This is a genomic window from Methanogenium cariaci JCM 10550, assembly GCF_001315945.1.
In the GTDB taxonomy this organism is placed as follows: Archaea; Halobacteriota; Methanomicrobia; order Methanomicrobiales; family Methanomicrobiaceae; genus Methanogenium; species Methanogenium cariaci.
Genome location: NZ_BBBG01000003.1, coordinates 98,693 through 113,098, shown reverse-complemented (window position 1 = coordinate 113,098; position 14,406 = coordinate 98,693). Strand labels below are relative to the sequence as shown.

Annotated in this window: 15 protein-coding genes; 9 read left to right on the top strand and 6 right to left on the bottom strand. The window is 39.0% G+C overall.

Annotated elements, in window-relative coordinates:
* Positions 1–541: 541 nt before the first annotated feature.
* Together JCM10550_RS04185 and JCM10550_RS04180 are read left to right on the top strand one after the other, a co-directional pair.
* A complete protein-coding gene (locus JCM10550_RS04185; RefSeq protein ID WP_062397197.1) occupies positions 542–1,030 on the top strand; it encodes a hypothetical protein in 489 nt (162 codons plus the stop codon).
* Between the two features lie 101 nt (positions 1,031–1,131).
* Positions 1,132–1,521, top strand: coding sequence for a hypothetical protein (locus tag JCM10550_RS04180; RefSeq protein ID WP_062397195.1), 390 nt, complete (start codon positions 1,132–1,134; stop codon positions 1,519–1,521).
* Positions 1,522–1,772: 251 nt separating this feature from the next.
* On the opposite strand, the gene JCM10550_RS04175 is transcribed toward JCM10550_RS04180, so the two are convergent.
* The gene (locus JCM10550_RS04175; RefSeq protein WP_245618717.1) at positions 1,773–2,522 is read right to left on the bottom strand and encodes a DUF6293 family protein; all 750 of its coding nucleotides are present in this window, start codon (positions 2,520–2,522) and stop codon (positions 1,773–1,775) included.
* Positions 2,523–2,624: 102 nt separating this feature from the next.
* On the opposite strand from JCM10550_RS04175, the gene JCM10550_RS04170 reads away from it, so the two are divergent.
* Together JCM10550_RS04170 and JCM10550_RS04165 are read left to right on the top strand one after the other, a co-directional pair.
* A complete protein-coding gene (locus tag JCM10550_RS04170; RefSeq protein ID WP_062397194.1) occupies positions 2,625–2,816 on the top strand; it encodes a hypothetical protein in 192 nt (63 codons plus the stop codon).
* A gap of 160 nt (positions 2,817–2,976) precedes the next feature.
* Entirely contained in the window at positions 2,977–3,381 is a 405-nt protein-coding gene (locus JCM10550_RS04165; protein WP_062397192.1) for a hypothetical protein, read from the top strand.
* A 96-nt stretch (positions 3,382–3,477) separates the two neighbouring features.
* Here the strand turns inward: JCM10550_RS04165 and JCM10550_RS04160 are convergent, their stop codons facing one another.
* The 5 genes from JCM10550_RS04160 to JCM10550_RS04130 all read right to left on the bottom strand — a co-directional run bounded on the left by JCM10550_RS04160 (position 3,478) and on the right by JCM10550_RS04130 (position 10,337).
* Positions 3,478–3,726 (bottom strand): hypothetical protein, encoded by a 249-nt coding sequence (locus tag JCM10550_RS04160; RefSeq protein ID WP_157199914.1) that lies wholly within the window; start codon positions 3,724–3,726, stop codon positions 3,478–3,480.
* Between the two features lie 57 nt (positions 3,727–3,783).
* Positions 3,784–6,690: an AVAST type 2 anti-phage system protein Avs2 gene (locus JCM10550_RS04155; protein WP_157199913.1), complete on the bottom strand. Its 2,907-nt coding sequence runs from the start codon at positions 6,688–6,690 to the stop codon at positions 3,784–3,786.
* A complete protein-coding gene (locus JCM10550_RS04145; protein WP_157199912.1) occupies positions 6,621–8,012 on the bottom strand; it encodes a hypothetical protein in 1,392 nt (463 codons plus the stop codon). Before JCM10550_RS04145 ends, JCM10550_RS04155 begins: the two co-directional genes overlap by 70 nt.
* A gap of 367 nt (positions 8,013–8,379) precedes the next feature.
* Positions 8,380–9,606: a CRISPR-associated endonuclease Cas1 gene (gene cas1 / locus JCM10550_RS04135; RefSeq protein WP_062397180.1), complete on the bottom strand. Its 1,227-nt coding sequence runs from the start codon at positions 9,604–9,606 to the stop codon at positions 8,380–8,382.
* Positions 9,603–10,337, bottom strand: coding sequence for a hypothetical protein (locus JCM10550_RS04130; RefSeq protein WP_157199911.1), 735 nt, complete (start codon positions 10,335–10,337; stop codon positions 9,603–9,605). The genes cas1 and JCM10550_RS04130 overlap by 4 nt, the downstream gene beginning before the upstream one ends.
* A gap of 266 nt (positions 10,338–10,603) precedes the next feature.
* On the opposite strand from JCM10550_RS04130, the gene JCM10550_RS19505 reads away from it, so the two are divergent.
* From JCM10550_RS19505 to JCM10550_RS04115, 5 genes are all read left to right on the top strand, one after another.
* On the top strand, positions 10,604–10,753 hold the full coding sequence (locus JCM10550_RS19505) for a hypothetical protein (protein ID WP_172673756.1): 150 nt from the start codon (positions 10,604–10,606) through the stop codon (positions 10,751–10,753).
* Complete coding sequence (locus tag JCM10550_RS04125) at positions 10,750–11,391, top strand: hypothetical protein (protein WP_062397177.1); 642 nt, start codon at positions 10,750–10,752, stop codon at positions 11,389–11,391. The genes JCM10550_RS19505 and JCM10550_RS04125 overlap by 4 nt, the downstream gene beginning before the upstream one ends.
* An 11-nt stretch (positions 11,392–11,402) precedes the next feature.
* Entirely contained in the window at positions 11,403–11,771 is a 369-nt protein-coding gene (locus JCM10550_RS04120; RefSeq protein ID WP_157199910.1) for an HNH endonuclease signature motif containing protein, read from the top strand.
* A 60-nt stretch (positions 11,772–11,831) separates the two neighbouring features.
* Positions 11,832–12,200, top strand: coding sequence for a hypothetical protein (locus JCM10550_RS20375; RefSeq protein WP_218185116.1), 369 nt, complete (start codon positions 11,832–11,834; stop codon positions 12,198–12,200).
* A gap of 85 nt (positions 12,201–12,285) precedes the next feature.
* A complete protein-coding gene (locus JCM10550_RS04115; protein ID WP_218185115.1) occupies positions 12,286–14,316 on the top strand; it encodes a DNA polymerase in 2,031 nt (676 codons plus the stop codon).
* The last annotated feature ends 90 nt before the right edge of the window (positions 14,317–14,406 follow it).

Here is a 14,406-nt window from a genome sequence, read left to right as displayed (position 1 = left end):
AAGGAGACCAAACAGTGTTAATGAACAGGTTCTTGATGTGAAGAGGTCACAGGTGTTTGTGAATGAGCTGGAATATCGGGAAGAGATTTTGAATATGCCTTACAAGGAGAGAGAGAAGATGGATTAATCGGGGGGGCGCTTTTGAGGATGAAGAAGGATAAGAAAATCAACAGAAAAGTTATTGAAATGTTATATTAGAACCCCCCCGCAGATAAAAGTGAAATCTTTTGGCATACTAATTTTGATATTATTTTCAATAGCATTATTTATGTAATTGCTTTTAGTTATTAATATGGGTTCAAATTCTGCCATATCTTGGAATCAATATCAATTATTAGAAAATGAATTTTTGAATTATCTAAGATATGTACCTTTAACACCTACTCATTATGACGTTTGGTCTTATCAATTAGGAAGTATGTTATTGGACATAGGAAGTATCGTTGACTCTTTTCTAAAAAGTTCAATCACTTCTTCTGAATTTAACTCGATTCCTAATATTTCGAAATATCGTCAGAAAAAACAGGATAAAAAGTTAAATATGAACGACTATCGGGAGGTCTATGATAAATTTTACGTTCTATCTTCCAAGTATGTGTACAACTTGAAAAATAATGAAAAGATTTATCCATTTAAAGACTGGAATTTGGGTAAATCCCCCCCAGAATGGTGGAAGGATCATACTGATGTTAAACATGACAGATTTCAAAACAAAGAAAAAGCAACATTAAAATCAACATTTCATGCGTTAGGTGGGTTGTTTCTCCTAAATGTAACCAATAATAATGTTTTCCCATATTTGGTTGATATTGATGTAATAGGGAGAATGGGTAATCCAAAATGGCATGTGAAGTCACTTGCAGACAATGACCAGATCTCAGTTAGTGAGAGAACTATAGATCCTATCTATGTCAAAACAGAAATTTTTGGATATGTGTATTCCAACAAAATAAATCCACATCCTAGTGATGTTGAAATAGGTGTTCTTTCACCGGCTAACCAAGGATTTTATAAAAGTTGGGAGAGGTGAATAAACAAGTTATGTCGAATCAAGTAATATTATGGTTCATTAATTTAGGCCACATTATTATAATAATATGAAACTCCTACATTTTAACGAGATAAACATCGATGAAAATAACAATTTTTTATAAGTTTTTACATAAATTTAGAGAAACCCTTGATAATAATATAATTTGGATTGGTTTGGTATTAGTATTTATTTTGGATATAATTACAACGACAATTGCACTTAATATTGGTAATGGATTACATGAAAGCAATCCATATATGGTGATGATAGCTCCAAATGTTTACCTACACATTCTTGTCAAATTAATTGCATTTTCATTGGTTTTTGGATTGGTAGAGGGAGCAAAAATATTAATAAATAAAATGGTGATGATAGATAATTTACAAAATTTAGTGATAGTAGCTATACAAGTTGGTCTTGTGGGGATGGTGTTATATTTCACCAATATTATTTTGCATAACACCATATTGATTTTTCAGCATCTATAATATGAAAAATGCATTTCAATGAATCAAGAACTATTAAAAGTTGCAAAATTACAAGATAACTATTACCCAAAAAACAAATGCGGGGGGGTTATAGTTAGTTGTGAAAAACGCCACTATTTTAAAATCACTTTCACTGTTCTGTTAGAAAAAACGCATAGCGATGCATTCTTCTGAAAATAGAATTGTGTATATCAATAATAGTAATTATTCCATCATACCACTGATATGTGCTGCATAATTTCCTGATTCGGTTATTGAAACATAAGTATATTTGCCCTTTTTGGTTCGAGAAACAAATCCATTTTTTTTAACCGAGCGATAATCGTTTTATCCAGCTTCATTAATTGCCTGCTCTGAACTCTTCTTTTTTTCTGAGATTGTTCAATTTTCTTAAAATCCTCCTCGAAACCTTCAATATTTTTTTCATGCATCATTTCCAAAATATCGCTCATTCTGGCCGTATCTCTTTTAGTAAGGAAAAGAAGTATTTCTAAATCTTCAGGATCAGGCATTACAATTTTAAAATTTGATAATTGCGTAATTTCCTGAGAAGAACAGATGCTCAAACCATGAATTTTTCTGATTTCTTCATCATCAGGATATTCATCAGCATGGACATAATACACTTGAACATCATGAGCCATTCCAACAAGTGTTGCTGCCACTGATGTTAGTCTCCCTGCAGCGGACATATTTACAAAAATACGGTTATTTTTTGCTTTTTCTTCTACGATTATTTTTGAAATTGTTTTCATTACTTCACGTAAATCGAAGAGATTTATATGAATACATGTTACAAATATGCCTTTTTCCTGTAATTTGTCTCTTACTTTTTTAGCATAATATTGTTGTTTTTTACTCAAATCCATTCGGGAATTTGTTTCTTTGAGCCCGGTAAGGATGTAAACATGATCAACTGTCGTATCATCAAATGGGATTACCGCACGATCAATTTCGTGACCCAGTGGGATGATATGAATTGTCTTTTCAATTCCAGCCATATACTCACAATGCTAAAGATGTTAATGATGCTATAATGAAACTTTTATTGATATTTCAGGTTCTACAAAAAAACACGTAAAAAAATTGAACGGGAGGTGAACATGACTCAAAAAATATTTGGCCTCGGTATGAAAGGAGTAGGAATAGTACCTGTCCTGATCATTGCTGGAATTATATTAAGTGCCACCGACGTTAACGCCACAGCAGGACAACTCGCAATTTGGGGTGGAGTTGGTATTGGGCTTATCTTTGGAGGACTTGGTGTTATCGGGATTGTCAGTAGATATTTCTAACCGTTAAGATTTACGATTAAATTAAATTTAAAGGAGTTCTCAATTATTATAAACTAAAACTCCTTTCCTAAACATTTGCCGGAAAATGATCCCATAATATCTTCAAAACATATTAGCTATTGTAGGGTATCTTATAATATGCATAAATCTATTGTCATATATGAAATTCTTTAAGATCTTAGTTCTTCTTTCATCATTTCTTGTAATATTTATTCCTGGATGTGTCACATACGAATTGACTCCAACAGAGAATATTTCAATTGAAACTACACTTTTAGAGCATAATATGAATTCTTTATCTGACCTTGGACGTGCAGGTATACAGCGTTTTGATTATCCGATTCAAATTGTTGCAATAAATAATGGTCATGTTATTGAGGATGTTCATTTCAAGGTTACAATGCTGAATTCTAAAGGAACAAAAGAACTTCAATGCAAAGAATTTGAAATAAACGATTTTAAACCGAATGAAATATTTGAAAGTGAAATCCATTTTTATGATACTTGGAGTGTGCAAGATCCAATAATAAAGGTATCAAATATATATGTAATTCGAGAAAAATAAATATTCATTAAAATAATGTTGATATATTTAGATTAGGTTTTTTCTATACCATCATCAAAAACAGTATATGTTGATTTTTTCTTACCGATCACTTCATTATCTTTTAACTGGTAAGCGCCAGTTATATACAAACAGCTTGAAGGGGGGCATTCCTGAAATTATATTTTTTTCACCGAGCAGTGCCCAAAAAATATCATAACCATTTTCATTTAAGAAGGAAGTGAAATATTTTTTATTAATCAGTAAACATTGGGGCCCTCTCTCATTTACTGAGGGATCGAATGCAACAAGTTCTCCCTTATTATTAAACCATTTGCCTTCCTCTCCATTCCATGATAGACCCATTTTTTCTATCAACATGCGGATGGGATAGAGATTGAAATTCCTTCTTCTATAGAACAGTCATAACCCCCCAGAACTCCAATTATATTTTACACAAGGATTGTGAATTGGACATGGAATATTATTATTTGCATAATGTAGTCCTAATTTCCATTCAGAATATCCATTTGCAGTTGTACCGATGTACGCTGGAGACCACACAAATTCCCCAAGATAAATTGTATGGAAGTCGAAGGGATCGGGCATCCATCGTCCTTTAAAATTTACCTTTTGTGCCCATCTGAATGCTTTTTGACTATCCTGCTTCTTCACAATATATACATGAATTATATAGAACAATTCTCGCTTTGTTTTATGCATAATTTCATCAGAATCCGTGTGTTGAGACCAATTGTATATGCCATTTAAATTCAACCATTCAGAACAGTCTTTGGGATTAGTAACTTGGATTAATGCTTTTACATTAGGAAGGTCATTGGAACCTGATATCCATTGTTCATCTGTTTCATTCGGCTCTTTTTGGTTATATTGTTCTGTGAACCACCAGTTATTTTCTGACCCATCTGATTCCCATCCTGGAGGTTCGGTTTTTATTGATAAAATAGAAGGATCAATATTTCTCACATTTAACTGCCAAGGGCCGTCATATTTTAAAGAAGATTGTCCTCCCCCCCAATAATCATTTTTAAGTTTGAAATTATCAGAAACGATTGCAAGAAATTCATAATATGCAATCCATTGGTATTTCTTCCCAATTCTTTCAGGTTTATTTGCGGCTCGGATATAATTCCGATTGTTCAAAATGATCATCCAATTATCGAAATCTCCGAAACGCTCTTCGGTCCAACCTAAATCAAATACTCGTTTTAAAATCCATTGCTGTGCTATAGTAATATTGAATTTTTTGTCGTCCTTTCTGTATTTATGTGGGTTTTCAAGATAGGGAATGACATATTTATCAAAGATTTTCTTTTCTTTTGAGTTTAAAGAACTTAATAGCAAATTCTCATATTTCTTAATTGTTCTAGCAGAGAATTTCTTCTCAATTATTATTGAAAAGTCACCATTATTTTCTGATATAATCGGATTTTTTGTTGCGTTAAAGTGATATTCAAATTTATCCCAAGCATTTTTCTTATCTTTATTTAATGATCCTACAAAATTCAGGTATCTCTCCATGACAGTAGGTCGTGAATTCTTTAATCGTCTTGAAGACCAATCAAACGAATCTGAATTTGTTCCTATAACATATCGTGCAAAATCCTCAAAACCCATTACTGAATCATAAATTTCAGTCGCAGCTTTGCTATTTTCACATAATTTTTTTATTCTAATTTCATCTTTTTTCAATTCATTTATATCAGGAATAAAGTCTTCACACGCACTTGTATATGGGGGGGGTTGAATTTTTTCAACATTAATATTCATATCTCCGTTTTTTTGGAGAGAGCATTCGATTAAACCTCGTGCATAATCGCGTAGAAGTATATTGGGTGGCGGACACCCATCTTCGAAGATCCAAGTAAATACATCTTTTGCCAGTATTGCAATGTTTTCCGTATCATTACCTCTCATTGCGCAACCATATGCAACTGCAAAAAGGCGTTCCAATACATATGGGTCATCTACTTCGATAAAATCTTCAAGGATCTTATGAAAGAGATCTAAGTGGTTTGAGAAAAGTGAAATGAGAGCCTTGGTTGTTCGATCTCGTAGATATCTATGAGATGATGTCAAGAACCAAGCAAGAGTAATTCCGTATAACCTTCTTGATTCATCATCTATAGTTTCTTTAACATCACTGAACCAAGCCCATTCAATTAAAGAATCAATTGATGTTTCATCGTTGTATCGACGAGAGAGATAGACTGTCCATAAACTGTCTCTGACTCCAAGTTTTAAATTAAAAAGCCATTTATGAAGTTGATCTGCATTATACGGATGATTTGGATTAGAGGAGATTTGTAAGAATGCATCTAACAAATTGAAAACCAAATTTTGGTCATGGGGTTTTCTTGTTTTAAGAATATAGTTATTGATGTATGTCAATGTAGACTTAGAGAACGCAGTGGGATGTCTCCAAATAATACTATTTATGAATGCTTCTCGTACCGATTGAAAGTTAGCACAATGTGGTGCGACATCTGATAACTCTTGTCCGTAACGTTCCGGAATTTGAATAGATAGCGCTTCAATTAGTCCCTGATTCTGCCAACAGGTTGGTTCATCTTTGATGAGTTGAAACAGAGGTTTTCCATTTTTGAATAGATCACAAATTTCACCAGATTCAAAATGTAATTTAAACAAACTTTCGGTTATTAAATAATCAGAGAAACGTTCGTAGGAAAAACGAATAACCTCATTATAATTATCATCTTTATCCCAAATCACATCCTCAGATAGTATTCCTTCGGAAACCAAATGTCGGAAAAGGGATTGAGAATGTTTTTTATTCCCAAGAATATTGTCAACAATATTTTTAGCATCTTCGTATAATAGCCAAGGATTTCCGTTTTCTGCCATATGTGATGCAATCTCTTCCATTGCTTTCTGGACAATTTTCGATTTTGGATCAAAATCCAAATATTCTTCTCTTGATAATTTTTCATCGATAGAGTCAATATAGTAGTTAAAAACTTTAGAAATCCCTTGGATTCCTTCTGGTATTTTTGTCTCACCGTGATTTTGAATGGCTTCACAGAAAGTTTTTAAAAATAATGGATTTTTAAATTCGGGATTTAGGATTGGTATTGTGGGTCTCTCAATATTATAGTGATCAAAAAAAATTTTACTTGCTTCAAATTCATGACCTGAAAATCCCTCATGAATTATTTCAACATAATTATTTGAATCAAATCCTTCAGGGATTATGATATTTTTGTAAGAACTTCGTACACTTAAAACAATTCCCAAACGGGGGGGTAATTTTTGAGAGTTTCGATCATCCCCGCTAAATACTTTCTCCATAGTTTTTTCCCATCACCTTCATTCAGTGCATCAATGAAGATTAGACATTTTGATTTGGCAATCTCGGCTGTTGTATTTAGTGCTCCTAAAAATTCATCACGATTACAATTTAAACCAAGATGCTTTATAATCTGATTCCAAGGTTCATCATCTCTAAAATGACTTCCTAATAAGAGGATTGTTGGTAAATCTGTTCCGATCCTTCTCACCGCAACATCGCAAAGGAGATGGGTCTTACCATTTCCTGCATTACCAGTAATTAACAATAATGGGATATTCGCGGATCTACCAGCGTTACCTAATGCAAATTCTTTTAGATTTGATAATTCCTGATTTAATTGTAACAGTTTGCTATAAGGATCTTCATAATTTTGAAGGTGAGAATAGAGTTTATCCTTATCTCGATTTTGTTCAATCCAATCCCGTTTTTCATCTCTAATTTTTTGTTTTATATTATTATTCCAATCTGTTAATATGACCTGGATTGTCGAACATAATACATTAATTGAATTAAAATCAATAAAACCAAGTTGGTGTTTTAAAATCTTGCCATGAATTCTTTCTAATTCTTCAATGTCTTGATCAATAACCGGCTCAGATGTCCCAATTATTTCCTCAATTTTTTTGAGATCCAAATAATTATATGCGCGTTGGATATTATTGAATAAAGGCGTGAATTCTTTAAAAAAATCATTCGTCCGTCCTAACCCATTAAAGTATTTTATAATTGGTAAATCCACATTATATTCACTTGAATATCGAGGGCCAACGTTAGCACGAGATACTTCAATGCTTTTTTTATACCATTCATTGCTAAAAAAATCTTTATTGAACCAAAAATAATGTCTACCTCGGTTTTCTTCAGCACTCAATCGTTTCCAGATTTGATGATCACCCCAATATCGAAATTCAATGGACTTTCCATTTTCCTGTGCTATTTTATTCCATTTTATTACATATCCATCCCATTTTTCTTTAGCCGATTTCTTGTTTTTAACTTTTGCATCAGGCAAGTCCATTGCTAGGCAGACTGTATAACTAATCAAATTTGGATGATTTCTAATGGAATCTTTGACAGAACGGTCTATTTGAGAAAAACGATGACTATCATTTAAATTAGTAAAATACTTGACCTGCCAACCGTATTCTTTTCCATCCGGTAATGTCCAATAAAATTCAACACCTCCATCGGGCAATCCATTACGAACAAACGTTGAATCTGAAGGAAACTTTTCATTTGAAACTAATTGAGCACATAGCTCTTCAAAAGCATGTTGGACAGATCCGTCAAAGGATCTTAATCGATCCCATTCTATGGACATATATATACGACGTAACGATGTGATTGTGTTTAAGTTTTATTAAATAATATAATCCATGAATTTTAAAAAATTTCAAATATAGTGGTTTAATAAGATATTGGGAGGGCCGTTTAGCTAATACCTCACTGATTCTTACCTTACACTGAACCCGGCGAGCATAACAACCTTTGAATGATACTCGTTTCTCCCATACTAATTTCTTAAACTTGAAATAAAGTGATTTGAAAACAGATTAAACTCAATTGACATCTTTCCTCATCCTCGTGGAATCAACATCGCTAATTCTCAATAATTATCAACAATACTTCAACATCAACTATCAATGGACGTTGAATTGCCTCAACAGAAAAGAAAGTTGAAATAAATATCAGACCGTAAGCGTCTCTTTCAGTTGATCCCATTGCATCAACCGTTCAACAACGTGTTGATTGAGGGAAAACGGCTTCTCAGACTCTGCGTTCTTTTTCATATAGTGCAATGAACCTTTTGAGAAACCCAGTTTCTTCCAGTCAGCATATGATATACTGAGTATCTTCCTACGGACGTCATCCGTATCAACCCTGTCAACCTGATACTCCGGTTTCATGAAACACAACGACTGTTTCTTCCCAGTCAGATAGTGCGCCAGCTCCCTGCCCTTCAGCACCATCACATAACTCCACATCAGCTCTTTGCCCTGATACTCAACCGTCTTGTTGAACCATGCGTTCACCTCTTCCGTCATCTTGCGTGCACCTGTGGGCCGTAACCTCAGTGCATAGCTCTCAGTCCTGACAAAATCCTTCGCGGTCATCGCTTCGCGCTCAACGAGGTTGACAACTGCTAGGTCAACAAGAAACCGGAACAACTCCTGCATGTCATAGGCCAGACTGTTCTTGCCGGATTGCATCTCATGAAGGAATCCTACATGTGCATCAAGACCAACACTGTTGATGACCCGCAAACACTCGGCTTCGAGAAGGGCATACCCATAATTCAGCATACAATTGACCTGATCCCCCCCTGCACCTGATGGCCGTGTGTGGTAACGTCCCGTCCGGCTCTCAAACTCATACTCTTCAGGGATGACTTTGGCAAACTGCTTCCAGTAGTGCTGGGCAACAGCTCCCTCAACTCCCATCACTTCACGGATCAACTTTGCGTCTTTCAGATTCTTTGGTTCATAGGGAATCTCAGGGTCAACATCCGGATAGCGCTGGTGCAGATAGTCAAGGACGATCTGGGAGCGGTCAAACTTGGATTCAATAAACTTCTTTGCGAGTTTCAGTCTCAACTTCTTATCGTCAAATGCCCGGTATTGTGCAAACTTCGTTTTCACCTGCACGCTCTCCGGAGGGAGCATGGTGGTGAGCATGGTTCCATCCCAATCGAGAACAGACACCTGCACATTGTGTTTGACAAGCCAGCGAATGGCTTCAAGACTGAGGTTGCCACTCCTCCCGTAGATCACAATGGAATCGATGTCAATACGTTGTGGATGGAAGACATACTTCGCAGGCTCCTCTTCGGTAGAGAACCGTCCGTCCGTGATATGGAGGTGTGCACGGTCAACTTTCATGCTGATCCCATGCCCGTTGAGAAGCAGGAACTTCATGACCTCATCCCCTTGAGCAGTCCTTTCAGTTCAGGCGCACCTATGATGCCTTCCATCGGGTCGGTTGCATCAAGCGGGTCACTCTCATGTTCCGTTGCATACTTACGTATCTCTGCAAGAGTATCGGCCTCTTTCACCCGGTCTCCCTTTCGCAGTTCGCGTTCCAGATTGAAGAGTTCCGTGCGGTGTGATTCAATGATAAAGGCAGTGAAATTTGTCAGATAATCGTTCTTCAGAGATTCAAAGTCATCTGCGTTTCGGGCATCCTCAATGAGTTGGGATACCACCCCCCCTTCATCCCTCAACTTTCCGAGCATGCGGATATGTTGATTACGCATCTGTGAATTTTGCGGCACACGAATGTCAAACTGTGTAAGGCTTGCACGCAGCAGAACCCTAAACCGGTCTTTCTCAAAAGGTGGAATTTCCCGTATTATGAAATAATCATAGAGAATTTCGGTAGCTGCTTTGGCAATATCAGCGTCTTTGGTCAGCAGGTTGACAATCGAGTCTAACTGTTTTGGTGTGAGAATGTATTTGTCACGGTAAAGTCGGATTTCATCGAGAACCATCCTGATATCTGCTGTGTCACCTTTGGAAAGCAGGCCAAATAATGTGTCAAGATGTTCTTTTCGTTCTGCAAAGGGCTTCAGCGTGAGATAGACGGCTCTATTATTGGATTCTTTGATTCCATAGGCGATAAGGTCTGGATTTTGAATTTTTGCAATCATGCCTGCTTTGTCCAAATATTCAATTGACCTGTACAGGCTTGGTTCACTAAATCCCCTTTCACCTTTGTGATTTTCCACGATCTCTCTCACAAGTTTGGAGGTTCTTGTTGGGGGGGATGAGTGGAGAGATACTGGATTATTGCACTATCACTTTTAGCATCTGACATTTGACTATCAACATTCACTATTATCTTTATATGATATAATATATGCTATCATATTAGCTATCATTACTAACGATAGTGTCTGCTCTCCTTCATGACTCTATGACACCAAAAGAAAAGACCAACAAACTGGTCATTTCTGTTTCGCCGTATCTGAAGGCGAAGATCGTTGAGACCGCAGACCGCTATGGATGTTCCCAGGCTGAAGTCCTCAGGATGGCGTTCATCCGGATGCTGGAGGCAGACAGATGAGCCGCAAACGGTTCTCTCAGGAGTATCGCACCTATGGCGAGTGGCTCAACGCACACCCACGGGAATCACGGTATGCAAAGCGTATCATCCGGTTCCATGAACGATTTCCCGGCAAGAGCCTGAAAGAGCTGAAGGGTCTCCGCGTCCGAGACTATGACCTGAGTAATAACCCGTGGAATGATCTCTCTCCTGAAGAGAAGCGTGAACGGCTCCTCTCCCTTGAACTGCTCCGTGCCATGCGGAATGGTGAACACTTCTCCCCAAAGTTCAGAGAGCTGGGTCTTTCACGTGACACTGCTGTCAAACATCTTGGCCTGAATCTCCGGAAGGAACGTGGTTACTGGCACATCAACAAAACAGACCGCATAGAAGTTGAGATGATGATCTATGACCGTGAGAAGGGTCATATTTCGATTCCCGTTGCAAACTCAGTAGACCGAACACGGATTGCACGATACCATGCCTATGTCCGGTTTGCAATTGAGGATAACAACCCAGCACTCCTGAAGCGATTTGAGCAGATGGTAGTTATTGATGCCAACGGTATCCGCTACCGGTTTGAAACCGATCTGGAACGCCTGTATGAGATCAAGGATGCAGAAGAAGAACCGGAATTTTTCGAGATCTATCAGTCATAGGAGCGATGCATATGGACAAAAAAACCTACCAAAATACAACAAAGAAGATGATCCGGTCAGGCCAGACCGTGCAATGCTGTGTAATGTGTGGAGAAGATAATCCAGCCCTCCTTGAGATGCACCATGTCGATGGTAGAGCGACATCTGAGAAGACCGTTCCTCTCTGCAAGAACTGTCACGCAAAGGTAACAATGGAGCAGAACCGTTTTCCTCCGAAAGCCCGCGCTGCCAATGGTCTTCAGGCAGAACAGGTTGCATTCTGGCTCCTGAGCCTTGGTGCACTTCTGAAATATGTTGGTCAGTCACTTATCGAATTTGCCCATGAGGTGCAGCAGAATGCCAGTGTTAGCAGTCCGTGGATACACTCGAAAACTCAATGAGAAGGGGAAGGGGGGAAAACAGCCTTTTATCCCGACCACCCGCCCAGGCATTCCCGTGTCTTGGTCTTTGATACAGAGACCACCATTGACCTGTATCAGAATCTGAAGATCGGGTATTTCCAGATCTATCAGGACGACATCTTACAGCATCACGGCCTGATCTATAATGCTGCACACCTTGACAACCGTGAACGAAAGACCCTGAAACGGTATGCAGAGCAGAATTCCATTGAGCTTTACTCCCAGAAAGAGTTCATCGATGAAGTATTCTACCGAGAAGTCTTTGATCTAAAAACCTCTGTATTGGGTTCAACCTCCCGTTTGACCTCAGTCGGATTGCTCACAAGGCAGCTCACTCACGCGGACGAAACAAAGGAGGGTTCACCCTCACCCTTTCTGAAGACCGTATGCAACCACCCATTATTGTAAAACAGCTGGGAAGCGCTTACAGCATGAAGTTCAGCTCGACTAAGAAAAATATGAAAAAAGATTTTTTGGCGGGTATTTTCTGGACGTGCAGAAACTGGCTGAGGTAATGCTTCAGGCAAAACGTGTCTCCCTTCAGCGTGCAGGTGAGATGCTCAACATCAGCCATGAGAAATATACCAATGTCTCTCATGGACGGGTGACGGAGAAATATATTGAATACAACATCCGGGATGTCGAAGCGACCTATGAAGTCTATCGCAGGCTTGTACAGGAACTGGATCTCTTCCAGATTGGTATCCCTCTCACGAAGGTGTTCAGCTCAGCATCCATCGGGAAGTATGCCCTCAAACAGATGGTTGTCACACCATTTCATCAGCAGAACCCTGACTTTCCGGATGCTATTCTCGGTAATATCATGTCAGCGTATTACGGGGGGGGAAGGACGGAATGCAGGATACGTAAACAGCCGACCAAGGTGTCGGTGCTTGACTTTACCAGTATGTATCCAACCATTACCATGATTCTGGGTCTCTGGCCCTATCTCATTGCAGATCGTGTTGAATCAATGGATGCGACTGACGAAATACAAGCGTTCCTTTCTTCTCTCACCCTTGCAGACTTACAGAACCCTGATATCTGGAAGGACTTCTGTGTTCTTGTCAAGCTGCGACCGGATGATGATATTCTCCCGGCGAGGATGGACTATAAAGGAGATGACTCTCCCTATGTGGTCGGACTCAATTACCTCTCCAGTGCGAAAGATATGTGGTATGCCCTGCCGGATGTCATCGGCTCGGTGCTGCTCACCGGGAAAGTGCCTGACATTATTGAAGCCATCCGGTTTGTCCCGGTAGGACAACAGGCCAGCCTTCAGAAGACCCGGATTCATGGGGGGGTTGATATTGACCCTCGCAGGGACAATCTGTTTCAGGTGCTGGTTGAAAAGAGACAGGAGATTAAACAAAACCTCAAGACCATCTCCAAAGATGATCCTGAATATCTTCACCTCTCAAGCCAGGCACAGGCCATCAAGATTCTTGTCAATGCGATGAGTTATGGTATCTTCATTGAACTCAATCCAGAAGATAAGAAAAGTCCTGTTGAGGTGAATGGTATTGATTCTTTCACGACTGTAGAGAACCGGCATGAGAAAGAAGGGAAATATTTCCACCCTCTTATGGCGGTAATGATTACTGCAGGGTCACGTCTCTTTCTCGCAATGGCTGAGGCAAAGGTGCTGGAGCTGGGTGGGCAGCATGCCTACATGGATACTGACAGTATTTTTGTTCCGCCCGACCTTGCACAGCCCATCCTTGACTTCTTCCAGCCACTGAACCCGTATAGCATTGAAATACCTCTGCTCAAGCCTGAAAAGGAGGACATGTGGTTCTATGGCATCTCTTCAAAGCGGTATGCTCTCTACTATCTTGACGGCAAGGACATTCGGTTCATGGATGGTGAACGGTCATACAAGCTGCATGGTCTGGGACATCTGGCAAACCCCCCCTTCCCGAATAATGTGAAGGACTGGCAGGCTGAAGTCTGGCAGGACATCCTGAGTATGCACTATGGGTTTGTTTCAGCGATGGAGATCTATGAGAAGTATTCAAAATTTTATGCGGTCTCCCGTCTTTCGGTCAGCACCTCTCATGTATGGAAGAGGTTTGATAGTTTTAATGAAGGGAAAGCATGGGATGATCAGATTAAGCCGTTCAATTTCTATCTTGTCGGCTTTAAAACGAAGGATGAGAATGGTGTTCCTGTTAAACCGCTATGTCCGTTCTCCAAAGACCCACAGTCAATTGTTCACAGGGAGTTCATCGATTATCAGACCGGAAAAATCAAGCGGGGGGGTTCGCACTACTTCAGAGCACTTTGCCAGACCATTCTTGATTATGCCAATCACCCGGAACACAAGTTTGATGGGGGGGATGTTGGTTTGCTTGAAAGGAGACATATTGTGGCTGATGATGTGGCTCACATAGGGAAGGAAGCGAACAACATTGATGAACAGGCACTGGAAGTTCGGAAGGCTCAGAAGTTTATCGATAAGGCTGAGATCATGAAGAAGATTATTGCCATGTCTCAGAAGGTAGCTGAAGAGTGTGGGGGTTGATAGAAAGACGTTCCAGAGGATGAAGCAGAGGATTCGGGAGAAAGGGGGATTTGAATTTGAAGACTCCTGCTGTTAAAAGGCTGATGATAA

Coding starts and splice junctions, on each gene's coding strand:
- JCM10550_RS04185 (WP_062397197.1), top strand. CDS start 542: ATGAACGACTATCGGGAGGTCTATGATAAATTTTACGTTCTATCTTCC.
- JCM10550_RS04180 (WP_062397195.1), top strand. CDS start 1,132: ATGAAAATAACAATTTTTTATAAGTTTTTACATAAATTTAGAGAAACC.
- JCM10550_RS04175 (WP_245618717.1), bottom strand. CDS start 2,522: ATGGCTGGAATTGAAAAGACAATTCATATCATCCCACTGGGTCACGAA.
- JCM10550_RS04170 (WP_062397194.1), top strand. CDS start 2,625: ATGACTCAAAAAATATTTGGCCTCGGTATGAAAGGAGTAGGAATAGTA.
- JCM10550_RS04165 (WP_062397192.1), top strand. CDS start 2,977: ATGAAATTCTTTAAGATCTTAGTTCTTCTTTCATCATTTCTTGTAATA.
- JCM10550_RS04160 (WP_157199914.1), bottom strand. CDS start 3,726: ATGGGTCTATCATGGAATGGAGAGGAAGGCAAATGGTTTAATAATAAG.
- JCM10550_RS04155 (WP_157199913.1), bottom strand. CDS start 6,690: ATGGAGAAAGTATTTAGCGGGGATGATCGAAACTCTCAAAAATTACCC.
- JCM10550_RS04145 (WP_157199912.1), bottom strand. CDS start 8,012: ATGTCCATAGAATGGGATCGATTAAGATCCTTTGACGGATCTGTCCAA.
- cas1 (WP_062397180.1), bottom strand. CDS start 9,606: ATGAAGTTCCTGCTTCTCAACGGGCATGGGATCAGCATGAAAGTTGAC.
- JCM10550_RS04130 (WP_157199911.1), bottom strand. CDS start 10,337: ATGATTGCAAAAATTCAAAATCCAGACCTTATCGCCTATGGAATCAAA.
- JCM10550_RS19505 (WP_172673756.1), top strand. CDS start 10,604: ATGACACCAAAAGAAAAGACCAACAAACTGGTCATTTCTGTTTCGCCG.
- JCM10550_RS04125 (WP_062397177.1), top strand. CDS start 10,750: ATGAGCCGCAAACGGTTCTCTCAGGAGTATCGCACCTATGGCGAGTGG.
- JCM10550_RS04120 (WP_157199910.1), top strand. CDS start 11,403: ATGGACAAAAAAACCTACCAAAATACAACAAAGAAGATGATCCGGTCA.